Annotated in this window: 17 protein-coding genes, 4 tRNA genes and 1 pseudogene; 5 read left to right on the forward strand and 17 right to left on the reverse strand. The window is 58.2% G+C overall.

All coding sequences use genetic code 11. The features are described from left to right. Window positions 1–23 precede the first annotated feature (23 nt). The 15 genes from fusA to ABZ728_RS16525 all read right to left on the reverse strand — a co-directional run bounded on the left by fusA (window position 24) and on the right by ABZ728_RS16525 (window position 17,525). Window positions 24–2,099 carry an elongation factor G gene (gene fusA, locus ABZ728_RS16455; protein WP_366657488.1) on the reverse strand — a complete coding sequence of 692 codons (2,076 nt, stop codon included), beginning with the start codon at window positions 2,097–2,099 and terminating at the stop codon, window positions 24–26. Between the two features lie 40 nt (window positions 2,100–2,139). Then, window positions 2,140–2,610, reverse strand: a complete 471-nt coding sequence (gene rpsG, locus ABZ728_RS16460) for a 30S ribosomal protein S7 (protein ID WP_366657330.1) — start codon at window positions 2,608–2,610, stop codon at window positions 2,140–2,142. Window positions 2,611–2,620: 10 nt separating this feature from the next. Beyond that, a complete protein-coding gene (gene rpsL / locus ABZ728_RS16465) occupies window positions 2,621–2,992 on the reverse strand; it encodes a 30S ribosomal protein S12 (RefSeq protein ID WP_366657331.1) in 372 nt (123 codons plus the stop codon). 479 nt (window positions 2,993–3,471) lie between these two features. After that, window positions 3,472–7,824: a DNA-directed RNA polymerase subunit beta' gene (gene rpoC, locus ABZ728_RS16470; RefSeq protein WP_366657332.1), complete on the reverse strand. Its 4,353-nt coding sequence runs from the start codon at window positions 7,822–7,824 to the stop codon at window positions 3,472–3,474. 112 nt (window positions 7,825–7,936) lie between these two features. Continuing rightward, complete coding sequence (gene rpoB, locus ABZ728_RS16475; RefSeq protein ID WP_366657333.1) at window positions 7,937–12,112, reverse strand: DNA-directed RNA polymerase subunit beta; 4,176 nt, start codon at window positions 12,110–12,112, stop codon at window positions 7,937–7,939. A gap of 293 nt (window positions 12,113–12,405) precedes the next feature. Beyond that, a complete protein-coding gene (rplL, locus tag ABZ728_RS16480; RefSeq protein WP_366657334.1) occupies window positions 12,406–12,783 on the reverse strand; it encodes a 50S ribosomal protein L7/L12 in 378 nt (125 codons plus the stop codon). Window positions 12,784–12,834: 51 nt separating this feature from the next. Continuing rightward, window positions 12,835–13,353, reverse strand: coding sequence for a 50S ribosomal protein L10 (rplJ, locus tag ABZ728_RS16485; RefSeq protein ID WP_366657335.1), 519 nt, complete (start codon window positions 13,351–13,353; stop codon window positions 12,835–12,837). Between the two features lie 335 nt (window positions 13,354–13,688). After that, entirely contained in the window at window positions 13,689–14,405 is a 717-nt protein-coding gene (rplA, locus tag ABZ728_RS16490) for a 50S ribosomal protein L1 (protein ID WP_366657336.1), read from the reverse strand. 3 nt (window positions 14,406–14,408) lie between these two features. Further along, window positions 14,409–14,840 carry a 50S ribosomal protein L11 gene (rplK, locus tag ABZ728_RS16495; protein ID WP_366657337.1) on the reverse strand — a complete coding sequence of 144 codons (432 nt, stop codon included), beginning with the start codon at window positions 14,838–14,840 and terminating at the stop codon, window positions 14,409–14,411. Between the two features lie 97 nt (window positions 14,841–14,937). Next, a complete protein-coding gene (nusG, locus tag ABZ728_RS16500) occupies window positions 14,938–15,468 on the reverse strand; it encodes a transcription termination/antitermination protein NusG (RefSeq protein WP_366657338.1) in 531 nt (176 codons plus the stop codon). A 2-nt stretch (window positions 15,469–15,470) separates the two neighbouring features. Beyond that, on the reverse strand, window positions 15,471–15,668 hold the full coding sequence (gene secE / locus ABZ728_RS16505; RefSeq protein WP_366657339.1) for a preprotein translocase subunit SecE: 198 nt from the start codon (window positions 15,666–15,668) through the stop codon (window positions 15,471–15,473). Between the two features lie 87 nt (window positions 15,669–15,755). After that, window positions 15,756–15,831, reverse strand: a tRNA-Trp gene (locus tag ABZ728_RS16510). A 184-nt stretch (window positions 15,832–16,015) separates the two neighbouring features. Next, window positions 16,016–17,209, reverse strand: coding sequence for an elongation factor Tu (gene tuf, locus ABZ728_RS16515; RefSeq protein ID WP_366657329.1), 1,194 nt, complete (start codon window positions 17,207–17,209; stop codon window positions 16,016–16,018). Window positions 17,210–17,275: 66 nt separating this feature from the next. After that, window positions 17,276–17,349: transfer RNA gene (locus ABZ728_RS16520), tRNA-Gly, on the reverse strand. A 90-nt stretch (window positions 17,350–17,439) separates the two neighbouring features. Then, window positions 17,440–17,525, reverse strand: a tRNA-Tyr gene (locus ABZ728_RS16525). Window positions 17,526–17,959: 434 nt separating this feature from the next. On the opposite strand from ABZ728_RS16525, the gene rlmB reads away from it, so the two are divergent. Beyond that, window positions 17,960–18,772 (forward strand): 23S rRNA (guanosine(2251)-2'-O)-methyltransferase RlmB, encoded by an 813-nt coding sequence (gene rlmB / locus ABZ728_RS16530; protein WP_366657340.1) that lies wholly within the window; start codon window positions 17,960–17,962, stop codon window positions 18,770–18,772. Between the two features lie 48 nt (window positions 18,773–18,820). Beyond that, window positions 18,821–18,896 (forward strand) — tRNA-Thr (locus tag ABZ728_RS16535). A 625-nt stretch (window positions 18,897–19,521) separates the two neighbouring features. Here the strand turns inward: ABZ728_RS16535 and ABZ728_RS16540 are convergent. Continuing rightward, window positions 19,522–19,840, reverse strand: a pseudogene (locus ABZ728_RS16540) (transposase); the annotation flags it as partial. A gap of 688 nt (window positions 19,841–20,528) precedes the next feature. On the opposite strand from ABZ728_RS16540, the gene ABZ728_RS16545 reads away from it, so the two are divergent. Continuing rightward, the gene (locus ABZ728_RS16545) at window positions 20,529–21,506 is read left to right on the forward strand and encodes a hypothetical protein (RefSeq protein ID WP_366657341.1); all 978 of its coding nucleotides are present in this window, start codon (window positions 20,529–20,531) and stop codon (window positions 21,504–21,506) included. Between the two features lie 207 nt (window positions 21,507–21,713). Here the strand turns inward: ABZ728_RS16545 and argS are convergent, their stop codons facing one another. After that, a complete protein-coding gene (gene argS / locus ABZ728_RS16550; RefSeq protein WP_366657342.1) occupies window positions 21,714–23,501 on the reverse strand; it encodes an arginine--tRNA ligase in 1,788 nt (595 codons plus the stop codon). A gap of 311 nt (window positions 23,502–23,812) precedes the next feature. Between argS and wrbA the strand changes: the two genes are divergently transcribed. Together wrbA and ABZ728_RS16560 are read left to right on the forward strand one after the other, a co-directional pair. Further along, the gene (wrbA, locus tag ABZ728_RS16555) at window positions 23,813–24,412 is read left to right on the forward strand and encodes an NAD(P)H:quinone oxidoreductase (RefSeq protein ID WP_366657343.1); all 600 of its coding nucleotides are present in this window, start codon (window positions 23,813–23,815) and stop codon (window positions 24,410–24,412) included. A gap of 86 nt (window positions 24,413–24,498) precedes the next feature. Then, entirely contained in the window at window positions 24,499–25,506 is a 1,008-nt protein-coding gene (locus tag ABZ728_RS16560; protein WP_366657344.1) for a glutathione S-transferase family protein, read from the forward strand. Window positions 25,507–25,591: the final 85 nt, after the last annotated feature.

The raw sequence follows: 25,591 nt of genomic DNA on the forward strand, positions 1-25,591 counted from the left end.
CTCAGAATGCCGCTCTTGGACCGCTAGGCTAGCTTCGCCTTCACCTCATCGGCGATCGCCTGAGGTACCGGGTCGTAATGGTCAAAGAACATACTGTATTGCGCACGCCCCTGTGACATCGAACGCAGGGTGTTCACATACCCGAACATGTTCGCGAGCGGGACCATCGCGTTCACGACATTTGCGTTCCCGCGGTTTTCCATTCCCGTGACGTTACCGCGCCGGCTGTTCAGATCGCCGATAATGTCACCCATATATTCTTCGGGGGTGACCACCTCGACCCGCATCACAGGCTCGAGAAGAACCGGCTTCGCCTTGGGAATCCCTTCCCGATAGGCCGCACGGGACGCGATTTCAAAGGCCATGACACTCGAATCGACATCATGATAGGCGCCATCAATGAGGGTCACTTTGAAATCGACCATCGGGAAGCCAGCGATCACGCCAGTTTCCTTGGAAGACTCCAACCCATGCTGAACGCCAGGGATGTATTCCTTCGGCACGGAACCGCCGACGATCTTGCTCTCGAATTTGAAGCCTTCGCTCCGCTCGAGCGGCTCGAACTGCAACTTTATTCGAGCGAATTGACCGGAGCCGCCAGTTTGCTTCTTGTGCGTGTAATCCACTTCGGCCTTCGCCGAAATTGTCTCACGATAGGCGACCTGCGGCGCACCAACATTCGCGTCAACTTTGAATTCCCGGCGCATGCGGTCGACGAGAATGTCAAGGTGAAGCTCACCCATTCCCTTGATGACCGTTTGCCCGCTTTCATGGTCAACACTAACGCGGAAAGATGGATCCTCCGCCGCCAGCCGTTGAAGAGCCGTCGACATCTTTTCCTGGTCAGCCTTGGATTTGGGTTCCACCGCAACTTCAATAACCGGGTCGGGAAACTCCATCCGCTCCAGAATGATCGGCTTCGATGGATCGCACAACGTATCGCCGGTCGTCGTGTTCTTCAGACCGACCAGCGCAACAATGTCGCCCGCTGACGCGAATTTGATTTCTTCTCTTGTGTTCGCATGCATCAACAGCATACGACCCACGCGTTCCCGCTGCTCTTTTACGCTGTTGAACAGATAGCTGCCGGCTTCAACGGTACCGGAATAGACCCGCACGAATGTCAGCGTCCCTACATAGGGATCCGACATGATCTTGAATGCCAATGCCGAGAAAGGGGCTTCATCGTCTGTCGGCCGGGAAACCTTCTCTTCGGTGGAGGGGACAATTCCCTCAACCCTCTCCACATCGAACGGCGACGGAAGGTAATCAACCACGGCGTCCAGAAGCGGCTGAATACCTTTGTTCTTAAAGGCAGTGCCGAGCATAACCGGAACGAAACTGAGACCGATTGTGCCCTTTCGGATACAACTTCTCAGCGTATCGGCGTCCGGCTCCTTGCCCTCGAGGTAAGCTTCCATCGCCGCATCGTCATGCTCCACGGCCATCTCGAGAAGCTTGTACCGCCATTCCGCAGCATGCTCCTTGAGTTCTTCCGGAATTTCCCGATACTCGAATTCCGCTCCGAGCGACTCGTCTTTCCAGATAATCGCCCTCATCTCAACGAGATCGATTACGCCGGCAAACTCTGCTTCGCTCCCAATCGGCAGCTGCAATACCAAAGGCGTCGCACCCAGCCGATCAACAATCATGTCGACGCTGCGGTAAAAGTTTGCGCCCATGCGATCCATCTTATTGATGAAACACATACGCGGAACCTTGTACTTGTCCGCTTGGCGCCAGACCGTTTCCGATTGAGGTTCAACACCAGCAACGGAGTCGAAGACAGCAACCGCACCATCAAGTACGCGAAGCGATCTTTCGACTTCAATTGTGAAATCGACGTGTCCCGGCGTGTCAATGATATTGACGCGATGATCCCGCCAGAAGCAGGTCGTCGCGGCCGACGTAATCGTTATGCCGCGCTCCTGTTCCTGCTCCATCCAATCCATCGTCGCGGCGCCGTCATGGACCTCGCCGATTTTGTGCGAACGCCCCGTATAGTACAGGATGCGTTCCGTAGTCGTCGTTTTACCCGCATCGATATGCGCCATAATACCGATATTTCGGTAATTGGCGATCGGTGTCTGGCGCTTCAAAGACATTATGCCATTCCCGGTTTGCAGTCGGTTAATCGCCTTACCAGCGGTAATGCGAGAACGCTTTGTTGGCCTCTGCCATCTTATGCGTATCTTCTCGCTTCTTTACCGCGGCGCCGCGTTGGTTGGCGGCATCGAGAAGTTCGTTGCACAGACGGTCAACCATCGTCGTTTCAGAGCGCTTCCGCGCGGCGACTATCAGCCAACGAATGGCCAATGCCTGGCTCCGCTCGGACCGCACTTCCACCGGCACCTGATAGGTCGCACCGCCGACCCGTCGCGAGCGAACTTCGACCTGCGGACGAACATTGCCGAGCGCGTCGTGAAACAGCTGAACCGGATCCGCCTTCGCGCGGCTTTCAAGCCGCTCCAACGCTCCGTATACGATTCCTTCGGCGATGGACTTCTTGCCGTCGCGCATAACATTGCTCATAAACTTGCTTATTACGACGTCCCCGAACTTCGGATCCGGGAGGACATCGCGTTTTTCTGCTCTATGACGCCGTGACATGATCTATCCCTTACTTCGGTCGTTTCGCGCCATACTTTGAACGGCGCTGCTTCCGGTTTTTCACACCCTGCGTGTCCAATGCACCGCGAACCGTGTGGTACCGGACGCCGGGAAGATCCTTTACGCGGCCGCCACGGATCAGCACGACCGAATGCTCCTGAAGGTTATGCCCCTCACCCGGAATATAGCTCGTGACCTCGAAGCCGTTCGTCAGTCGGACACGCGCTACCTTACGAAGTGCCGAGTTCGGCTTCTTCGGGGTGGTCGTATAGACGCGGGTGCATACGCCGCGTTTCTGGGGGCAGGCCTCCAGCGCCGGAACCTTGTTGCGCGCCCGCACCGGCGTACGCGGCTTACGGATCAACTGATTGATCGTTGGCATATCAGCCCTTTTTTAAAACTCGTTAGATTATCAGTCCAATAGCGGAACGAGCTCCGCCACAGACCGCCGAGCCCTGAAAGGAACCGGTGGCGCCCGATTGCTTTTCCTGCTGTGTCGCCGATGCAAGACGATGCGCAAAACAAAAGAAAGCCAGCCAGGCGTTTCCGCGATGCGGACTCCGGCGGCTTTCTTTGGCGGCGTGGATGGATTCGCCACGATCTATCGTCATTTCACCGACGGCGATCAGCGTCTAGACAGCGTTCGTCTACTGCCAGGTCCCGTCAAGGTTCGCGGACTATACGTATGGCCGCACAGCACGTCAAGAAGACTCCTCGCTGCCCTCGTCAATAAACGGTCATGCCTGTCACAAGGCGGCCGGCAGCATGGGCCACGGACGGACCATCGATGTCCGTCCATGAACCACGAAACCGAGCCCTGCTGGCGATCAGAAACGAGTCGAGGCACCTGCATCGAGTCAATTATGCAGCGGAGCTTTCACCGGAGTCCGAATGCCCCTCAAGGAAATCCATATCGCCTGCATATCCTTGCGTAACATTTCGATCCCGCTTTGCCGCAACTTTCTTCACGCGACTGACATAGGCTCCGGTTCCGGCCGGTATCAAAGATCCGACGATCACGTTTTCCTTGAGGCCAACGAGCCCATCGATCTTGCCGGCAACAGCAGCTTCCGTCAGAACACGGGTTGTCTCCTGGAACGATGCTGCCGAGATGAAGGAACGCGTTTGGAGCGATGCCTTGGTAATACCCTGCAGGACAGGCATTCCACTGGCAGTACGATACCCCTCGGTCTCCGTCTTCTGGTTGACCTCGTCAAACTCCTCACGGTCGACCTGTTCACCAACAAGGAATGTCGTCTCGCCAGGATCCGTTATTTCAATCTTCTGCAACATCTGGCGGACGATAACCTCGATATGCTTATCGTTGATCTTGACGCCCTGCAGCCGATACACGTCCTGAACCTCGTTGATGAGGTAATTCGCCAGTGCCTCCACGCCCATGACAGCAAGGATATCATGCGGAACCGGGTTTCCGTCCATAAGCAGATCGCCACGCTCTACGTGGTCACCCTCGTGGACAGACAGATGTTTCCCCTTCGGGATCATGTATTCCCGGGCTTCCAACTCCGAACCGTCATCTGCCGCCGCCTCGGGCCGCACAACCACACGACGTTTTGTCTTGTAGTCCTTGCCAAATTCGACGCGGCCGGCAATCTCCGAGATGATTGCATAATCTTTGGGCTTGCGTGCCTCGAACAATTCAGCGACGCGTGGCAAACCACCGGTAATATCACGGGTCTTCGAGCTTTCGCGAGGAATTCGCGCCAGCACATCACCAGCCTGGACTCGTGCTCCGTTTTCTACCGACAGAATAGCATCGACCGACATGTAGTAGCGCGCCTCCAAACCATTTGGCAAGCTCACCACTTCTCCATCATCGTCACGAAGCGTGATTCGCGGCTTAAGGTCACCACCTTTCGGCTGTTGCCGCCAGTCGACGACGACCTTGGACGCGATGCCCGTCTGTTCGTCCACCACGTCCCGCACCGAGATTCCGTCGACCATATCGACAAATGTTACGACACCCTCGCGCTCAGTTATGATCGGGATCGTGTAAGGATCCCATTCTGCCAGACGAGCGCCACGCTCCACCCTGACGCCTTCATCTGCCGCCAATCGCGAGCCATATGGAATCTTGTGCCGTGCCCTTTCCAGCCCCGCATCGTCGATCAGCTGAACTTCGGTGTTGCGGCTCATGACGATCAATGCGCCCTGAGAATTCTCAACAATATTCCGGTTCTTGATCCGCACAGTCGCGTCGAACGACGCTTCGACGAATGACTGCTCTGCTCCACGTTGAGCGGCACCCCCGATATGGAACGTGCGCATCGTCAACTGTGTTCCGGGCTCGCCGATCGACTGAGCGGCGATGACACCAACCGCTTCACCAATGTTGACCCGGGTCCCACGCGCCAGATCCCTGCCATAGCATGCTGCACAGATGCCGTTGCGTGTTTCGCAAGTCAGCGGGGACCGCATATAGACACTGTCGACAGCTCGGCTTTCAATACGCTCCACTGTCGGTTCATCCAGCAGGTCACCCTTTGCCGCAATGACTTCACCGGTCTGAGGATCCTTGATGTCCTCTTGAACGGTCCGACCCAGGATGCGATCGCCCAGCGAGGCGATGATTTCACCGCCGTCGATGACGGCCTTCGCCCGAACGCCCCTCGTTGTCCCGCAATCGCTCTCTACCACGACGCAATCCTGGGACACGTCGACGAGGCGGCGAGTCAGGTAACCGGAATTGGCCGTTTTCAATGCTGTGTCAGCCAATCCCTTACGGGCGCCGTGGGTTGAGTTGAAGTACTCGAGGACTGTCAGGCCCTCCTTGAAATTGGAGATGATCGGCGTCTCAATGATCTCGCCCGACGGTTTCGCCATCAACCCGCGCATCCCCGCAAGCTGGCGAATCTGGGCAGCCGACCCGCGGGCCCCGGAATGGGCCATCATATAGACGGAATTCACTTCACGCGTCGGGTCCGTCAATGTCGACGAGATTTCCTTCATCATTTCATCGGCGACCCTGTCCGTGCAGTTCGACCACACGTCGACAACCTTGTTGTATTTCTCGCCGCGGGTAATCAGGCCTTCCAGGTACTGATTTTCATACTCTTTGACCAGCTCCGACGCTTCTGCGACCAATTCGGCTTTGGCCGCTGGAATGACCATGTCATCCTTGCCGAAGGATATACCAGCACGGCATGCATAGTTGAAGCCCAGCGACATCATCTGGTCGGCGAATATGACCGATTCCTTCTGACCGCAGTGGCGATAGACCGTATCGAGGACGTTGGTCACTTCTTTTTTCGTCAGCATTTGATTGACGAGGTCAAAAGGTATCGCCGGATGCTTGGGCAGAATCTGCGAAAGCAGCATCCGCCCCGGCGTGGCCGACACCCGTTGAACGATTGGCTGTCCGTCGGCATCGACCGTCTTGAAACGGGATTTAATCCGCGTATGCATACCAATCGCGCCGCTGGCCAGCGCCGCCTCGATCTCGCCAATCGATGAGAAGCGCGGCACCTGATGAGCAACGAAGCTGCCATCCTGCAAACCGGCAAACAGGGTGTCGCGATCGACGGTCGCCGGATCCACCACGCGCTTGTCAGCGTTGCACAACACGACATCGCTATGATCGATAGCGGCGTCCAACGCTTCGCGGCTGTCGATCGACACGACGCGCCCAAGCTTTTCGGCCCGCTCCATCGACAGATAATAGAGCCCGAGGACAATATCCTGCGACGGCACGATGATCGGTTTGCCATTGGCCGGCGACAGGATATTGTTCGTCGACATCATGAGAACGCGGGCTTCAAGCTGCGCCTCGAGCGACAACGGCACATGCACTGCCATTTGGTCGCCATCAAAGTCGGCGTTGAAAGCCGTACAAACCAGAGGGTGGAGCTGTATCGCCTTGCCTTCGATCAGTACGGGCTCGAAGGCCTGAATACCGAGACGGTGCAGCGTCGGCGCCCGATTGAGCATAACCGGATGCTCGCGAATAACTTCATCGAGGATACCCCACACCTCTGGGCGTTCCTTTTCGACCATCCGCTTGGCAGCCTTGATGGTCGAAGCCATCCCGTAAAGTTCAAGCTTGTGGTAGATGAACGGCTTGAAAAGCTCCAGCGCCATCTTTTTCGGCAGGCCGCATTGATGGAGCTTCAACTCTGGACCGACGACAATGACCGAACGGCCAGAGTAGTCCACGCGCTTTCCAAGTAGGTTTTGGCGGAACCGACCCTGTTTGCCTTTCAACATGTCCGACATGGATTTCAGCGGACGTTTGTTCGCGCCGGTTATAACCCGGCCGCGCCGACCGTTGTCAAACAGCGCGTCGACAGCTTCCTGCAGCATTCGCTTTTCATTGCGCACGATGATATCGGGCGCCCGCAGTTCCATAAGCCGCTTCAGGCGATTGTTTCGATTGATGACCCGCCGGTAGAGATCATTCAGATCCGATGTCGCGAAACGCCCGCCGTCCAACGGCACCAGTGGCCGCAATTCCGGCGGGATGACAGGAACGACGTCAAGGATCATGCATTCCGGTCGGGTGCCGCTCTCCATGAACGCCTCGATCAGCTTCAGCCGCTTCACGAGTTTTTTGCGCTTGGCTTCGGAGCCCGTTTCGCGAAGATCTTCCCGTACCGTCTTCCGATCTTCTTCGAGATCGATCGCCTGCAGCATATCTTTCAACGCTTCGGCGCCGATCTTGGCGGTAAAGGAGTCCTCACCGAATTCGTCCTGATAGCGCGCGAATTCGTCCTCACTGAGCAGCTGATTCCGTTTCAACGGCGTGAGACCGGGCTCTATGACGACAAAATTCTCGAAATACAGTACGCGTTCAAGATCCTTGAGGGTCATATCGACCATCAATCCGATCCGACTCGGCAACGATTTCAGGAACCAGATATGCGCAACTGGACAGGCAAGATCGATGTGGCCCATCCGCTCACGGCGGACTTTGGACAGGGTCACTTCGACACCGCATTTTTCGCAAACGATGCCCTTGTACTTCATCCGTTTGTATTTGCCGCACAGGCATTCGTAGTCCTTGATCGGACCGAATATGCGCGCACAAAACAATCCGTCCCGTTCTGGCTTGAACGTACGATAATTGATCGTTTCCGGCTTCTTGATCTCGCCATAAGACCACGAGCGAATTTGCTCTGAACTCGCGATCGAGATTCGAATTTGATCGAAGCTTTGCGGGCTGGTGACCTGGCCGAGGATATTGATCAACTCGTTCATGCACCGACTCCTAAAAATATTCCTCGCGCGGAAAAAGCCACCTGCGGGGCCGCGACCCCCCGCCGGGGCGTAGTCGGGTCAGGAGCCGACACTGCCGGCCCCTGAAAAGGCATCAGTCACTTTGGCCGAGTTCGACGTTCAAGCCGAGGGACCGCAGTTCTTTGACCAGAACATTGAAGCTCTCGGGAATACCGCTTTCGAAATTGTCGTCCCCGCGTACGATCGCCTCATAAACTTTCGTTCGACCGGAAACATCGTCCGACTTGACCGTCAGCATTTCCTGAAGCGTGTACGCAGCGCCATACGCCTGCAGTGCCCAAACTTCCATTTCACCAAATCGCTGACCGCCGAACTGGGCCTTACCGCCCAACGGTTGCTGGGTGACGAGGCTGTAGGGACCAATCGATCGGGCATGGATCTTGTCGTCCACAAGATGGTGCAGCTTCAACATATAGATGTATCCGACGGTCACCATGCGATGGAACTGCTCACCGGTGCGGCCATCGAACAACGTCACCTGTCCGCTCGACTCCAGGCCGGCCTGTAGAAGCATGTCGACAATGTCATCTTCGCGAGCGCCATCAAAGACAGGCGTGGCCATTGGTACGCCATTGCGAAGGTTGCCCGCCATCTCAAGAAGTTCAGCATCATCCAGATCGGACACGTCCTCACGGAACTGTTCGTCTCCGTAGATCTTCTTGAGCTTGTCCAACAGGGTCTGCTTGGCCGGGTCGTTCATCTGACCATTGATCGACTCAAGCATTTCCGCAATCTGCTTCCCAAGATTGGCCGAGGCCCACCCCAGATGCGTCTCGAGAATCTGCCCCACATTCATACGGGACGGCACGCCCAGTGGATTGAGGACGATATCAGCTGGTGTCCCGTCTTCAAGATACGGCATGTCTTCGACGGGCATGATGCGCGAGACGACGCCCTTGTTACCATGGCGACCTGCCATCTTGTCCCCAGGCTGCATCTTGCGTTTGATGGCTATGAACACCTTGACCATCTTCATGACACCAGGAGGTAATTCGTCACCGCGCTGGAGCTTGTCTACCTTGTCTTCAAACCGACGCTGCAAATTCTGCACCGACTGCTCGAACTGCTGCACCACAGCTTCAACGTCGGTCATCACCGTCTCGTCATCGACAGTGATCTGCTTCCATTGCGGAACCGACAAAGCGCTGAGATCGGCCTCCTCGATCGGTCGCCCAGTCGGGAATCCCCTCGGTCCGGAAACCGCCGGCCGGCCTACTAGCTGTTCCCGAAGCCGGGCAACATAGCCGCGCTCCAGAATACCGCGTTCATCATCGCGGTCCTTGGCCAGCCGCTCGATCTCTGCCCGCTCGATGGCCAATGCCCGCTCGTCCTTGTCCACGCCTCGGCGTGAGAAAACACGAACTTCTACAATGGTTCCCGTTACACCTGGTGGTAACCGTAGCGACGTGTCCCGCACGTCTGACGCCTTCTCACCGAATATCGCCCGCAGCAGCTTTTCTTCCGGCGTCATCGGGCTCTCGCCCTTTGGCGTCACCTTGCCAACGAGAATATCGCCAGGATTCACCTCGGCGCCGACATAGACGATGCCCGCCTCGTCAAGCTGACGAAGGCTTTCCTCGCCAACATTGGGAATGTCGCGCGTGATTTCTTCCTGGCCAAGCTTCGTATCGCGGGCCATCACCTCGAACTCTTCGATATGGATCGAGGTGAAAACGTCGTCGCGAACGATCCGTTCAGAAAGAAGGATCGAGTCCTCGAAGTTGTAGCCATTCCAGGGCATGAAAGCGACGAGCACGTTCCGCCCCAAAGCCAGGTCGCCCAGATCCGTCGACGGACCGTCGGCGATAATGTCACCCTTGTTGATCCAGTCGCCCTTGCGCACGACCGGCCGCTGGGTAATGCAGGTGTTCTGATTCGACCGCTGGAACTTCAGAAGGTTATAGATATCGACGTTCGAAGCGCCGTCTGCGATATCCTCCGTCGCCCGAATGACGATACGCGTGCCGTCAACCTGATCGACGACTCCGGTTCGCCGCGCGCTAAGCGCCACGCCGGAGTCCTTGGCCACGGTGCCTTCCATACCGGTGCCCACCAGCGGCGCCTCGGCGCGCAGCAGCGGCACGGCCTGGCGTTGCATGTTCGAGCCCATCAATGCCCGGTTCGCATCATCGTTTTCCAGGAACGGGATCAATGCCGCCGCCACGGAAACAATCTGCTTTGGACTGACGTCGATGAGATCTATCGCCTCCGGCCGCGATAGCATGTAGTCGCCGCCGGACCGCGTGGAGATCAGTTCGGAGACGAACCGGCCCTCACCATCCAATTCCGCATTTGCCTGGGCAATTGTGAACCGGCTCTCTTCCATGGCGGAGAGATAGATGACTTCGTCCGTAACCTGCCCGGACACGACTCGCCGATACGGACTCTCGATGAAGCCGTATTTATTGACACGTGCGTAAGTCGCCAAGCTATTAATCAGACCGATATTGGGTCCTTCAGGCGTCTCGATAGGGCAGATTCGGCCATAGTGAGTCGGATGAACGTCGCGGACCTCGAAGCCAGCGCGCTCGCGGGTCAGACCGCCCGGGCCAAGCGCAGACAGCCGGCGTTTATGCGTAATCTCAGAAAGCGGATTCGTCTGGTCCATAAACTGCGAAAGCTGAGACGAACCAAAAAATTCGCGTACAGCCGCGGCTGCAGGTTTGGCATTGATGAGATCATGGGGCATGACAGTGTCGATATCGACGCTGCTCATCCGTTCCCGGATCGCCCGCTCCATGCGCAGAAGCCCGACCCGGTACTGGTTTTCCATCAACTCACCGACCGACCGCACGCGCCGGTTGGCAAGGTTATCGATGTCATCGATCTCTCCCCGACCGTCCTTGAGGTCCAGCAAAATGCGCAGTATTTCAAGGATATCGGTCTTGCGAAGTACGCGCATCTGATCATCGGTCTCGAGTCCGAGACGCGAGTTCATCTTCACGCGACCGACGGCAGAAAGATCGTACCGCTCCGATTCGAAGAAAAGGTCGTTGAACAGCTTTTCCGCCGATTCCAGCGTCGGGGGTTCGCCCGGCCGCATCACCCGATATATATCGATCAGTGCGTCTTCACGCGTCGCGTTCTTGTCGACTGCCAACGTATTGCGCAGATACGGCCCGACATTCGAATGGTCAATGGCAAGAACCGGCAACTCGTCGATGCCTTTTTCGACAAAAGTCGCCAGCATGGCCTCGTCAACTTCATCGCCGGCTTCGAAGAACACCTCTCCCGTCGACTCGTCGATCACATCCGCTGCCAGATAGCGGCCCGTCAATTCTTCCTGTGCCACGAGCTGGTTCTGAAGTCCCGCCTCGACGAGCTTTTTCGCAGTGCGTGGCGTCATTTTCGTGCCGGCTTCGGCCGCAACCTCTCCGGTGTCGGCGTTAATCAGATCGTTCGTCAGCTTGACCCCGCGCAGCCGCTCCTGATCGAACGGGGTCGTCCAGCCATCATTGGACCGCTTGAACGTGATCGTCTCGTAGAAATACTGAAGTATCTCCTCGCGGCCCATGCCAATCGCTTCGTAAGGCGCGAGTTGGCGGCCTTCCTCTCTGACTTCTGCCCGCCGCCGCTCTGTCTCGGCACTGTCAAGCGCCAGTAGCAGCGTGGAAGACGGAAGTTTACGCCGACGGTCGATCCGGACATAGAGAACGTCCTTGGCGTCGAATTCGAAATCGAGCCACGACCCGCGATACGGGATAACGCGCGCAGCAAACAGGTATTTTCCGGATGCGTGTGTCTTTCCCTTATCGTGGTCAAAGAAAACACCGGGGCTACGGTGCATCTGCGATACGATGACTCGCTCGGTACCGTTGATGACGAACGTGCCGTTCCCGGTCATCAAGGGCATATCGCCCATATAGACGTCCTGCTCCTTGATGTCCCGGATGGACTTCAGACCGGTTTCCTCTTCCACGTCGAAAACCGTCAGACGCAACGTCACCTTCAGCGGGGCGGCATAGGTCAGCCCGCGTTGCTGACATTCTTCAATGTCGTATTTCGGGTGTTCCAGCTCATAATGCACGAAATCGATCTCGGCCCGCTCGGAGAAATCCCTGATCGGGAAGACCGACTTGAATACCTCCTGCAGACCGAGGAACTGCCGATCCTCCGGCCTAATGTGCATCTGCAGAAACTGATCGTAGGAACTACGTTGAACCTCGATCAGATTGGGCATCTGGGCGACCTCGGGAATTCGCCCGAAGCTCTTGCGGACGCGCTTACGACCCGTGAATGACTTGGTCATATATGCCCCTCGATAAAGCAGGGTTGGCCTAGTACCGCGGTGCTACCGTATACTGCGGTTCGATCCGGCGCAGGGCGGTTCGGCGAAGCATGGACGGAAGGCCTGCACCTTTCCGTGCCGCATTCGCCGCACTGCCTTGCTCCGGTTGAGTCCGCCGGCAACTGCCGAGGCGCTTCTTCGGTTTCACAACCGACCGAAAACGACAAAAAGCACCCAGCTACGCCGGGTTCGGTACCTCCGAACCCGACATAGCGGAAGGCGCTGAGTGCAGCTGAGGCTGTCGTCACGCGAAGTTACTTGACTTCGACTGTGGCGCCCGCTTCTTCCAGCTGCTTCTTCATCTTGGCGGCATCGTCTTTCGATACAGCCTCCTTCACTGGCTTCGGTGCGCCCTCGACCAGATCCTTGGCTTCTTTCAGGCCAAGGCCCGTGATGGCGCGAACTTCCTTAATGACGTTGATCTTCTTGTCGCCTGCGCTGGCAAGAATGACATCAAATTCGGTCTGCTCTTCTTCCGGTGCGGCGTCGCCGCCACCACCACCACCGGCCGCAACCGCCACAGGGGCTGCAGCGGATACGCCCCATTTCTCTTCCAGCATCTTCGACAGCTCAGCGGCTTCGATGACGGTAAGGGCGGAAAGCTCGTCTGCGAGCTTGTCCAGATCTGCCATTTTATTGAACTCCTGACTTGAACGTTTTCATCGTCTGCAACGGTGCCTTTATCAGGCCGCCTGGTCCTTGTCGGCATACGCTTTGAGCACCCGGGCCATCTGGCCACCCGGCGCCTGCAGCACACCCGCAATGCGGGTCGCCGGCGTCTGAATCACGCCCACGATCTTGCCCCGCAGCTCGTCGAGTGACGGCAGCTTGGCAAGGGCAATGATTTCATCGGCATTGAGCTTCTGAGATCCCATGGCCCCGCCGAGAACTTTCAGCTTCGTATTCTTCTCCGAATAGCCGACAGCCACACGGGCTGCAGCAACCGGATCGGAAGACACCGCTATTGCGGTGGGACCGTTAAAGAGATCCGCCAAATGCTCAAATGGCGTACCGTCAAGGGCGATCTTGGCGAGCCTGTTCTTGGTCACCGTAAACGAGGCGCCCGCCTCGCGCATCTGGCCTCGGAGAGCCGTAACTTCCGCTACGGTAAGACCCGTCTGATGGGTCACCACCACAAGATGGGCGGCTCCGAAAGCCTCGTGCAACGCGGCGACCTTCTCTTCCTTTTGTGGACGTCTCACGGATCGCCTCCGTTGTTCGACTGCCGACCGAAACGAATCCGGGTCGGCGCCGCACATTACACCTCGGTTTCATCCCGCTGCCTGGGCCCCGAAGCGCCACAAGATCCGGGATCAAACCACACCGTCCTGCCCTAGAAGTTCAAGTCACGTTGTCCAATTCAACCCTGGGGTCAATGCGAACATGGTTCTCAAACTCCCGTCTGTGCAGGATTTGCGGCCAAAATATGACCCACCTGCAGTCTCGGACAGGAAATCGCGCCATTTCATCTCATCGAGACGATTGGACGCGACCCTTTCACCCGCTAAACGCGGGCCAATCGACTCCGACCGTCGCTCTATGCAGCCGCCGAAGTGGATTCCGTTGCCACCGTTCCGACATCGATCCGAATTCCGGGACCCATGGTCGACGCCAGGACGAGCTTCTTCAGATATGTGCCTTTCGCGCCCGACGGCTTGGCGCGAAATATCGCTTCGACGATCGCCTTGACGTTGGCCGCCAGCGCCGCCTCGTCGAAGCTGATCTTGCCGATCCCGGCATGCACAACACCTGCGCGTTCTGCACGAAATTCGACCGCTCCGCCCTTTGCCGCGGCAATAGCACCGGCAACATCGGCTGTTACGGTGCCGAGCTTCGGGTTCGGCATCAGGCCGCGTGGGCCCAAAATCTTACCCAGCCGACCGACGACCGGCATCATGTCAGGTGTGGCGATAACCCGATCGAAATCAAGCCGTCCGCCCTGGATTTCCTGTGCCAATTCTTCCGCACCGACGACTTCTGCTCCGGCCGCGGTCGCTGCCTCTGCCTTCTCGGCCCGTGCGAAGACGGCAACCCGAACTGTCTTGCCGGTACCACTGGGAAGCTGGACCATTCCACGCACCATCTGGTCGGCGTGGCGAGGATCGATGCCCAGATTCATGGCAATCTCGACCGTCTCGTCGAATTTGACGGTCGACCGCTCCTTGAGCATCTTTATCGCCGCATCCAGAGGATATGTCTGGTCGGGATCGACGCCCTTACGAACGCTGCGCAAACGCTTGCTTAGCTTAGCCATTCCTCAGCCCTCCACCACATCAATGCCCATGGAGCGGCATGATCCGCGGACCATCCGTACCGCCGCGTCGAGATCGAAAGCGTTGAGGTCGACCATCTTGGCCTCGGCAATTTCCTGCGCCTGAGACACCGTGATCGTCCCGACCTTCGACTTGTTCGGCGTCGGGCTTCCCTTGGGGATGCCGGCAGCCTTCTTGATCAGGTAACCAGCCGGAGGAGTCTTCGTAACGAACGTAAATGTACGGTCACCGAAAGCCGTGATGACGACCGGGATTGGCATACCTTTTTCAAGATGCTGCGTCGCGGCGTTGAAGGCCTTGCAGAACTCCATAATATTCAGGCCACGCTGACCGAGCGCAGGACCAATAGGCGGCGACGGATTGGCCGCGCCGGCTGGAACTTCCAGCTTGATGTAACCGACAATCTTTTTTGCCATTACTGCTTCCCTTTTTTGTTATCCGGGCGGACGGCCCGGAAGTCGGAAAGATGCGGTACGGCCATGGCAAGCCTTCCGCAGCGAAACTGGTCGAGCGTCAGAGCTTCTCAACCTGCGTGTACTCCAACTCAACCGGGGTCGCCCGGCCAAATATCGAGACAGCGACTTTTAGGCGTGCACGCTCTTCATCGACTTCTTCTACATAGCCTGTAAAGGAGGTAAACGGCCCATCCGTAACGCGTACCTGCTCACCGACTTCGAATGTTATCGATGGCTTCGGCCGCTCAAGACCATCCTTTACCTGCTTGAGAATACGATCGGCCTCGGCGTCGCTGATCGGCGCAGGTTTGCCGCGCGCGCCAAGAATGCCCGCAACCTTGTTCGTATTCTTCACCAAATTCCACGATTCGTCGGTCAAGTCCATGCGGACGAGAACATAGCCGGGGAAAAACTTGCGCTCCGCGTTGACCTTCTGGCCTCGCCGCATTTCGACCACCTCTTCGGTCGGCACCGAGATTTGCTCGAAGAGGTCGGTCATCCCTTTCTTCTCAGCCTGCTCCTGGATCGCTTCGGCCACACGTTTTTCCGAGCCCGAATAGGCCTGCACGACATACCACCGCATCGCCATGGTCAGCCCCCGACGCCAAGTATGAATTGGATCGCCACTGCCGACACCTGGTCAACGACGAGGAAAAATAGCGCCATGATCGTAACGAATACGAAGACCATTGCCGTCGTGATTCCGGTCTCCTTACGCGTCGGCCACGTAACTTTGGAAACCTCTTGCCGGACCTGGCGAACATACTCAGCGGGATTGGTTCTTGCCATGGCGTGGTAAAGGCTTTCAATACAGCACAAAGGCCGGCCCGTCAGTGACGCGCCGACCGCTTGATCAGTTTCCGTCTTAGTCCCGGATGGCAGGAGTGGAGGGACTCGAACCCCCAGCCCCCGGTTTTGGAGACCGGTGCTCTACCAATTGAGCTACACTCCTCCGAGACATCAGCCGGAACGCAAACCATGCATCATCGCGGTGATGGCGGGAACGGCCGGCCCGACAGGTCCCCGTACATTTCGATCCGAACCTGGACAGGGGCGGGTTTTAGCCGAACCGAAACAGCGATGCAACAGGAAACGCTCCACCCGGTTGCACCGTTGTTTCGCTCACCTCTGGTCGCTTATTCGACGATCGAAGCGACGACGCCGGCGCCAACGGTACGGCCACCTTCGCGGATTGCGAACCGAAGGCCTTCATCCATCGCGATCGGCGCGATCAGTGTCACTTCCATCGACACATTGTCCCCCGGCATGACCATCTCCGTGCCTTCCGGAAGGGTCACGCTGCCCGTCACGTCCGTCGTTCGGAAATAGAATTGCGGCCGGTAATTCGAGAAAAACGGCGTGTGGCGACCGCCCTCTTCCTTGGTCAGAATGTACGCTTCGGCCTTGAACTTCGTGTGCGGCGTGATCGAGCCCGGCTTCGCCAGCACCTGGCCACGCTCGACATCTTCACGCTTCGTCCCGCGAAGCAGTGCGCCGATGTTGTCCCCCGCCTCGCCGCTGTCCAGCAGCTTGCGGAACATCTCAACGCCGGTGCAAACCGTCTTGACCGTCTTGTGAAGGCCGACAATCTCGACCTCTTCACCCACCTTGACGATCCCGCGCTCCACACGCCCCGTCACGACCGTGCCACGGCCCGAAATCGAAAACACGTCTTCGATCGGCATCAGGAACGGCAGGTCCTTCGGACGCTCAGGCGTCGGTATATACGCGTCGACCTGCTTCATCAGCTCAAGAATGGCTTCCTTGCCAAGCTTGTCGTCCGTGCCCTCGATCGCCGCCAGCGCCGAACCCTTCACGATCGGAATATCGTCGCCTGGGAAATCATACGAACTCAGCAACTCGCGGATTTCCATCTCCACAAGCTCAAGCAGCTCTTCGTCATCCACCTGGTCGCATTTGTTCATGAACACCACCAGACCGGGAACGCCAACCTGGCGTGCCAGAAGGATGTGCTCACGGGTCTGCGGCATCGGGCCGTCCGCCGCCGAAACCACCAGAATCGCACCGTCCATCTGCGCCGCACCCGTGATCATGTTCTTCACGTAGTCGGCGTGGCCAGGACAGTCCACATGCGCATAGTGACGCGCATCCGTCTCGTATTCCACATGCGCCGTCGAAATCGTGATCCCGCGCGCCTTCTCTTCGGGCGCCTTGTCGATCGCGTCATACGCCAGATAACTGCCGGAACCGGATGACTCGAACAAAACCTTCGTGATCGCCGCCGTCAGCGTCGTCTTGCCGTGGTCAACGTGACCGATCGTTCCTATGTTCGCGTGCGGCTTCGTACGCTCAAACTTTGCCTTGGCCATTTCCGGAGATCCTGTGGTTTATCTGCCCGTTTGGGGGCGTCCGACTGACAATAACGCGGTTCCCGGTGGAGCGGGTGAGGGGAATCGAACCCCCGTATTCAGCTTGGAAGGCTGCTGCTCTACCATTGAGCTACACCCGCATAGCCGGAACGACTTTTTAACCGGTCGGAATAACACGCGAGCAGTAACCGATACCATAGCACGACGTCCGGTACTATGGCGTCGCAAATTGGTGGAGGGGGTAGGATTCGAACCTACGAACACGTACGTGGGCAGATTTACAGTCTGCTGCCTTTGACCGCTCGGCCACCCCTCCGCAGGGCTACATTGTCACGCCCAGTCTTCCCGACCAGCCGGTGGATGCGGGAAGTAAATTTTTTGGCTTCGGCTGTCAACAGGTTATCGTCACCGGACGCAAATTCCGTGCATTCATTGACAAGCCTGCACATCTAGGGGGTCGACGATATTCTCGCCTCTGCCCCAATTCGCCAACAGGAGCCACCCTTGTCCCGTGATCGCAAGCCACAGAGACCGCCGCGGAAGACCGAGCGAGAAGGTCCGGGTCGAACCGCCGGAAAGCCACAGGAGGCATCGGCGGAAAGGAATGCCACCAAACGGGCCGGAAAAAGGCCGCCGAAACCGCTGGGACCGAAAACCGGCAGCAGATCCGGCCCCGCATCGCAGGACAGCTCCCGAAGTGGCCCGCGGCCCGGAGACGGACCGCGCGGCAGCGTTCGCCCGGGAAAGTCAATGTCTGTGGCGCCGGCTCCTGCAAAGGACCCACGGCCCCCGGTAGCGTCTCCGGAGCCCGTCGACGAAACCGCGATCTACGGCCACCACGCGGTAGCGGAGGCATGGACCAACCCGGGACGCAAGATCCGTCACCTGGTGGCGACCAGGGCAGCGCTGGACGCGTTGAACGATCAAATACAGGCGGCCTCGGCTGCCGGTCTCCGCCGCCCGGCGCCAGAGATTGTTCAGCGTGCAACAATCGATGCGCGCCTGCCGGAAGGGACTGTACACCAGGGTGTGCTGGCATCCGTCGATCCGCTGTCCACACCCACATTTGAGGCGATGCTGGAAAGGGCACGTGAACGGTTTACGCTGCTCATTGTTCTGGATCAGGTGACGGACCCGCACAACGTCGGCGCGATTCTCCGTACGGCCGCCGCCTTTGGAGCCGCGGCCTTGATCATGACCGAACGGCATGCCCCGCCGGTCTCTGGGACCCTGGCAAAAATCGCCAGCGGCGCCGTGGAGCATGTCCCGATCATCCGCGTCACGAACATGGCCCGGACACTCACAGATCTGACTGATTCGGGCGTAGCGTCGCTGGGTCTGGCCGAAGAGGCCGAGCAAACGCTGGCAACCGTCGTGTCAGGGCTGCCCCACGGGCTTTCGACCGCACTGGTGTTGGGATCGGAGGGCGCGGGCCTGAGACGGCTGACACGCGAGAACTGCACCCATCTCGTCCGGCTGCCGACATCCGGTCCGATCGCCAGCCTCAACGTTTCGAACGCGGCGGCCGCGGCGCTGTATGAACTCGTCCGGAATATTGGATAGGGTCACTTGCATCGGACGCCGGTTGAATGTATTTCCGTTCGCGTGGACGCCGACTTAGCTCAGCTGGTAGAGCAACCGCCTTGTAAGCGGTAGGTCGTAGGTTCGAGTCCTACAGTCGGCACCACCGAATCCCCGCAAATCCGCCGTTTTTCGCATTGCCTGGCTGTGGCTTTCACAACCGCACATGGGAACAGACCGGCGTCGAAACGCACGTGATTCTCCGGTCCGTTACGAAAAGTTTTGACGCAAACCTCGACCGACCGCACATTCGATGGCCCGCATTGCGGCGAGTCGGGCACGGGTATTCCCGTTTTAAGGGCGGCGGCACCATGCCCCAAACCAATCCTGAGGACACGGGTTCGCCACCTCCCACCCGGTTATTGTTCAACATTTGCTCAGTCGAGCATCGACCAGATCACGAACCCCCGTCTCAATCAGGCCGAGCCGCCCGGCGTCTTGCTCCTGACAGCCGGAAACGACGTACAGCGTGACCGCCCGGAATTCGAAATCCCGGAAACCAACTCTTCGTTCCGCGCAAAACGTCATCTGGGGCAGCCCCCATGTAAATCACACCTGGGCGGAACCGGACGACTTCCCACTGGCATCCTGTCCCTGCCATGTCTGGATCGCATCCCAGACGGTGCGCATGTCCGTTACCCGAGAACGTCCGACCTTGCTCCGCGAGGGGGAAGTGTCGCTGAGTCTGAGGACGATGACGTCGCCAGCGACGTAAGCGCGACGGCGCTGCCCTATGTGGCGAGGCTTGACGGCTGATTGAAGCGCCATGGCATCAGGTCTTCGATGGCAGAGGGAGATGACGGTCGAGGATGGCGCGGAGCGTGGCGGCGATGTAGTCGACCGGGTTCACGTCGGATATCTTGCAGGTGGCTACCAGTGACGCGAGCATGGCCAGTTTTCGGCGCCGATCTCGTTGCCCGCGAAGAGCGCAATTTTCCTTGTAAGGGCTATCGGCCGGATCTGGCTCTCGACCGGGTTGGTATCCAGTTCGAGTGCGCCGTCATCCAGGAACCGGATCAGGCCGGACCAATGCGCCAGCGTGTAGCGGATATCCCCGACCAGCGCGCGATGGCCCGTGTCAGTTGTCTTTCATCCACGCCGGCGCCAACACGGATCACAACGTCGCCCACGACAATTTGAAGATCGGGCTTACCGCATGCCGCGGCCTTACCCGGAACGCCGTCTTCAAGGACCAACTCGGCGAGCATCGGCGAGGACGCCACACCCGGGCATCAGGCATTACGCCGCGATCCGCGCCCGTTCTGCCTTCGTGCGCTGATGCCGTCCGCTCGGCCCCTCGATCACTTCCAGCCGGGAGACCCCAACATCCACGGAGCCGTCCAAATGGACGCCCGTTTTGCCGTCTCGATCCAATTCCAACACTCCCGCAGCACATGTCCGCGCAAAATGGCAGGATCAGTCCGGAAATGGCAGGAGGTGGTCGGCATCGCGCTTACGTTTCTGTTCTAGAACGACATTTCCCAGATCATGTTTCAGAAAGCTGACAAGCCAAATGCCGTCGCCGGCTGCGGTGGTTCCGACAAATTGGTCTGCGAAGATTGGAAGATACCGCTTGAGTAGATTGTGCAGTTGTTCCCGCAACGTCCGAACAACTGGCACAAGATCGACAATCGCCCACTCACCGCTCTATGAGGGAAATTTACTATAGTTATACATCTAGAACGTGCAAATTTCTCCCAAACAACCTATAGTACGGTTCGAAATTTGGAGGAAGCGCATGGCACGGATCGAGATTCGAAGTGAGGATGACCTTTTCGGCGCGATCGAGCGGGTCCGAACTACGCAGACTACCAAAGCACCCGACGTGGAGTTTCTCGGTTGGCCGAAATTCGAGATTACAATTCGCGGTGAGAGCTTTGATGGCGGTGTGCCGACTCGAATCATGCCCGCCCTCATGAATCTACAAAAGCAGATCAATAGAACCTACTCGATAATACAATACGGTGAAGAAAAACCATTAATCAGACACGAAAAAAGGAAGACAGAACTTGTCGTACGTTTTGAAAATGGCTCGACAAAATTTACGGCTGATTTAACGCATGTACTCAACACTATTGTCCAGCAGGCATCTATTAAGATGGACGGAACGCAAACGACCATCACTATTCTTGGATTAGCCGCTATTTTAGGTGGATATTTTTCTTACAAGGCTTTTCTGAATAGCAAACTAAAAGAAAAAGAGCTAGATCAGAGTATAAGTATGTCACAACAAGAAACAGAGCGACATCGTCAAATCGTCGAACTCGCAGGCAATAATGATACGCTTCAGCAACAGATAAATAACATACATGAAATGCAATCTGGATTCTTGAAAAAATTAGAGGTTCACGACCAAATCGTAATGGGTGATCACCCTGTTATAGACGGTGAAACGGCTCAGAGAATCATGCGTAAACCACGGGCAATGCCCATAGAAGACCGGATCGATGGAGAGTTCGTTATTTTGACGGTAGATTCCGGCGCTATTGAGGGAGGCTATCGCATAAAGGTACGCGAGTCAGGAGGAAATCAAGAATTGACTGTAGATGTTCCAGAGGGAACCTTAACTTCCAGCCAAATTGACGCGCTGCAAGATGGAGAATGGGGCAAGACACCCGTCGAAATGAAGATCAACGTGAAGAAGACCCGAAACCGGATCAAGGAGGCGAAGCTAATTCGGGCAGGGTTAATCGGACGCGATCAAGAAAATGATTGATCGGCTAGGATTTGCTGCGCCAGACGCAGCGAGGATCGATGTCAAACTTGCGAACAAGAACACATCTTCTACGGCCCAGTTCCCAAAGCGAATCCCTCCACCCTATTCTTGAACAGCCCGCGAGCCATTCCACTCTCCGATTCTGGCATAGTCGACGAACACGCTAGCCATCACCGCCACCGCCCATTCCCCTTACACTCTCGGCCGCTACATGTGTTCAGGCACGTCAATGCCGAGCAGGGACAGGCCGAGAGCCATCTGATCGCGCGTGATCTTGACCACCGTCAGCCGCGAGGCTTTGACGGCCGGATCCGGTTCGCTGAGGATGTGGCAGGCCGAATAAAAGCGCGAGAAGGCCTGTGCCAGGGCATACAGATGCTCGCAGATGTCATCCGGCGAGCGGCCGTCATGGGCCGCCGCAATCGCATCGGGAAACTGCAGCAGGGTCAGCATGACCTCGCGCTCGACCGCTGTCGGCGGAGCGAGCGGCCCGGGTGCGGCGCCGGTTTCTGCCGCCTTCCGCAGCAACGCCCCCGTCCGCACTACAGCGTATTGAAGATAGGGTCCGGTCTTGCCTTCGAATCGCGTGAACCGGTCCAGATCGAAGATATAGTTTGTCTTGCGGTGGTTGCTGAGATCGGCGTATTTCAGCGCCGCCAATCCGACCTGTCGCGCGACCGTCTCATCGACATCGCCGCCTGTAGCAACCGGGGCTTCTTCGGATGGCGATTCGCGATCCAGTCCCACTTCGACCATGCGCTCGCGCGCCTTGTCGGTCGTCATCCGGATCAGATCCTGCAGCTTCATGACGCCGCCTTCGCGGGTCTTGAAGGGCTTGCCGTCCGGACCATTCATGGTCCCGAACCCGATATGCTCAAGTCCCATTCCGCCATCGATGCCGGCTTTGCGGGCGGCGCGAAAGACCTGCTCGAAATGCAGGTGCTGGCGCTGGTCGACGACATAGAGCGCCAGATCGGGGGCGATGGCATCCTGCCGGTCGGCAATCGTCGCCAGGTCGGTCGAACCGTACATCACGGCACCGTCGGATTTCAGCAGGATCAGCGGGGGGATCTCGGTCGTATCGTCTTCCTCGGCAACGGGAATCACCAGAGCGCCCTGGCTCTCGATCGCGACGCCCTCGGCCTTCAACCGATCGACCAGGCCCGGGATGCGGTCGTTGACGTCGGCTTCGCCCTTCCACAGGTCGAACTGGACGCCAAGACTCGCGAAGTCACGCTCCATGGCAGCTTTGGACACCGTCATGCAGTGCCGCCACAACGCGGTATATCCGGGGTGGCCCGACTGCAGCAGCGCCGTTGCCCTGCGCGCGGCCTCAAGCCTCTCTGGATCGGCTTTGCAGGCCGCTGACGCCTGCGGGTAGAGTTGTTCCAGTTCGTCCAGCCCGATCGGGCTTTCCGTGGGGAACGGCCCCGCGGCCCCCTCGGCGAAATAGGGCAAGTCGGGGTATCGAATGGCGATCTCGCTGATCACCATACCCATCTGCAAGCCCCAGTCGCCCATATGGACGTCACTGACAGTGCGGTAGCCCAGGAACCGGAACAATCGCTGCAGGCTGTCGCCGATGATCGACGAGCGAAGATGACCGACATGCATCGGTTTGGCGACGTTCGGGCCACCGAAATCCAGCACCACTGTCTCACCTGCCGCCGGCGTAACACCGGATCGCGGATCGTCGTCCAACGCGGCAACCCGGCGCGCGATTTCCGCATCCGAAACACTGATGTTGATGAAGCCCGGACCGGCCACTGACAGATCGGATAGCGCCGGCGCATCCTTCAGGCGCGCTACGATGTCGTCGGCAATGTCGCGCGGCTTGCGCCGGGCGGTTTTGGCGGCGGGCAATGCCCCATTGCATTGAAACTGGCCGAGGTCGGGCCGATTGGAAACAGCGACCACGCCAAGTTCGGGCGGGAGGCCGGCAGCCTCGAAGGCGTTCGCGACGAGCAGTGTCAGGTCGGCGGTCAATGAAGGCATTTATTCGTTTCCGCTAAGGGCGGCGGGGTGCCGCGGGAATGGCCCCGGTGATGGCCCCGGTGATGGCTCCCGGCGACGATTTCGGTGGCGGCGCGCGGCGGCGCACTGCCGTCGCCCCGCACATCCGCCGTTTCTAGGAGGTCAAATCCCCGAAGGCAAGAGCGATGCGCACAGAGGCGCGCAGCGGCATTGTATCCATCGGCGCAACAATCTCTTTCTTCGATCAGTGATTACAATCGAAGAGGAAGCAGCCATATACGGTCCATGCGGTGGACATCACCGAATGCCGAACAAACCAAGGAGTTGCCCTGATGGCTAAAGTTCTCGTCCTGTATTACAGCTCGTATGGCCACGTAGAGACCATGGCTTCATCGATCGCCGACGGTGCCCGGGCAGCTGGCGCAAAGGTGGATGTGAAGCGCGTTCCTGAACTCGTGCCCGCCGAAGTCGCCGAGAAATCGGGCTTCAAGCTCGACCAGGCGGCGCCGATCGCGACACCGGAAGAACTTGCCAATTATGACGCCGTGGTGTTCGGCACCCCCACACGGTTCGGCAACATGGCCTCGCAGATGAAGAACTTCATCGACCAGATGGGCGGCCTGTGGTTCTCGGACGCGCTGGTCGGCAAAGTCGGGTCGGTATTTACCTCGACGGCAACCCAGCACGGCGGGCAGGAAAGTACGATCCTGTCGTTCCATACCGTTCTCCTGCATCTCGGTTTCGTCGTCGTGGGCCTGCCCTACTCCGTCAAGGAGCAGACGACTCTGGCTGAAATTTCCGGCGGATCACCTTATGGTGCGACGACGATTTCCGGCGGCGACGGGGCGCGGCTACCCTCCGACAACGAATTGTCGATGGCTTATTCCCAGGGTCACCATGTCGCTGAAGTCGCGGCAAAGCTCGCCGGCTAACCACGGCACTATGCGCATCGGGCCGACCTGGCCGGATGCGCATTCTGATCCCGATCCGAATTCTGATCCCTGAAAGGAGCTTTTCCATGGGCCTGCTGATTGAAGGCGAATGGCACGACAAATGGTATGATACCGACAAGACCGGTGGCCATTTCAAGCGTGAGGAAAGCGCCTTTCGGAGCTGGGTGACGGCGGACGGATTCGCCGGCCCGACCGGCGACGGCGGATTCCAGGCCGAAGCCGGCCGTTATCATCTTTATGTCAGTCTCGCCTGCCCCTGGGCGCACAGAACGCTGATCTTCCGCGCCCTGAAGGGTCTGGAAGACGCTATCGGCGTATCTGTCGTCGACCCCTATATGGGCAGCAACGGTTGGCAGTTCGGAATCGACAACGAGGGCGGCAAGCCGTCCGAAGGGGTGGTGCCCGACAGCGTCAACGGGGTCGAGCGGCTCCGCGACCTGTACGTCAAGGCGAACCCGACCTATACGGGACGGGTGACGGTTCCGACGCTGTGGGACAAAAAGCGCCAGACCATCGTCAGCAACGAATCGGCCGACATCATCCGTATGCTGAACACGGCCTTCGACGCCATCGCCACACGGCGCCAACCGGACATGTACCCCGAGCCGAAACGCGGGGAGATCGACGAAATCAACGCCCTGGTCTATGACCGGATCAACAACGGCGTCTACAAGTCGGGCTTCGCCACCACCAGCGCCGCTTATGAGACCAATGTCACGAAACTGTTCTATGCCCTGGACACGGTTGAACAACGCCTCGCCACACGGCGCTACCTGACCGGCGACACCTATACCGAGGCCGATTGGCGGCTGTTCACGACGCTCGTCCGGTTCGACCCGGTCTATGTCGGCCACTTCAAGTGCAACCTGCGTCGTATTGTCGACTATCCCAACCTGTGGGGCTACACCCGCGATCTGTTTCAGGTGCCGGGCGTTGCCGGAACGGTCGATCTGACTCACATCAAGCGGCATTATTACGAGAGCCACCCGATGATCAACCCGACGCGAATTGTTCCGAAGGGACCGGTGATCGACTTTGCGGCCCCTCACGGGCGCGAGTCGATTCAGCGCTGACAGGTAAAACGGCGGCAAACGGGCTGTCGGAGCTGCCCGAGCCCCGTCGCGACGCTTCGACGGCCCGAAATGGCGCCGTCAGAGA

It is taken from the genome of Fodinicurvata sp. EGI_FJ10296 (assembly GCF_040712075.1).
GTDB lineage: Bacteria > Pseudomonadota > Alphaproteobacteria > DSM-16000 > Inquilinaceae > JBFCVL01.

Excerpts from the sequence above, each read along its gene's own strand:
- rpsL (WP_366657331.1), bottom strand. The coding sequence starts at position 2,992 with ATGCCAACGATCAATCAGTTGATCCGTAAGCCGCGTACGCCGGTGCGG.
- tuf (WP_366657329.1), bottom strand. The coding sequence starts at position 17,209 with ATGGCCAAGGCAAAGTTTGAGCGTACGAAGCCGCACGCGAACATAGGA.
- rpoB (WP_366657333.1), bottom strand. The coding sequence starts at position 12,112 with ATGACCAAGTCATTCACGGGTCGTAAGCGCGTCCGCAAGAGCTTCGGG.
- rlmB (WP_366657340.1), top strand. The coding sequence starts at position 17,960 with ATGTCTGTGGCGCCGGCTCCTGCAAAGGACCCACGGCCCCCGGTAGCG.
- rpoC (WP_366657332.1), bottom strand. The coding sequence starts at position 7,824 with ATGAACGAGTTGATCAATATCCTCGGCCAGGTCACCAGCCCGCAAAGC.
- argS (WP_366657342.1), bottom strand. The coding sequence starts at position 23,501 with ATGCCTTCATTGACCGCCGACCTGACACTGCTCGTCGCGAACGCCTTC.
- nusG (WP_366657338.1), bottom strand. The coding sequence starts at position 15,468 with ATGGCGATGCGGTGGTATGTCGTGCAGGCCTATTCGGGCTCGGAAAAA.
- rplK (WP_366657337.1), bottom strand. The coding sequence starts at position 14,840 with ATGGCAAAAAAGATTGTCGGTTACATCAAGCTGGAAGTTCCAGCCGGC.
- secE (WP_366657339.1), bottom strand. The coding sequence starts at position 15,668 with ATGGCAAGAACCAATCCCGCTGAGTATGTTCGCCAGGTCCGGCAAGAG.
- rplL (WP_366657334.1), bottom strand. The coding sequence starts at position 12,783 with ATGGCAGATCTGGACAAGCTCGCAGACGAGCTTTCCGCCCTTACCGTC.
- ABZ728_RS16560 (WP_366657344.1), top strand. The coding sequence starts at position 24,499 with ATGGGCCTGCTGATTGAAGGCGAATGGCACGACAAATGGTATGATACC.
- ABZ728_RS16545 (WP_366657341.1), top strand. The coding sequence starts at position 20,529 with ATGGCACGGATCGAGATTCGAAGTGAGGATGACCTTTTCGGCGCGATC.
- rplA (WP_366657336.1), bottom strand. The coding sequence starts at position 14,405 with ATGGCTAAGCTAAGCAAGCGTTTGCGCAGCGTTCGTAAGGGCGTCGAT.
- rpsG (WP_366657330.1), bottom strand. The coding sequence starts at position 2,610 with ATGTCACGGCGTCATAGAGCAGAAAAACGCGATGTCCTCCCGGATCCG.
- wrbA (WP_366657343.1), top strand. The coding sequence starts at position 23,813 with ATGGCTAAAGTTCTCGTCCTGTATTACAGCTCGTATGGCCACGTAGAG.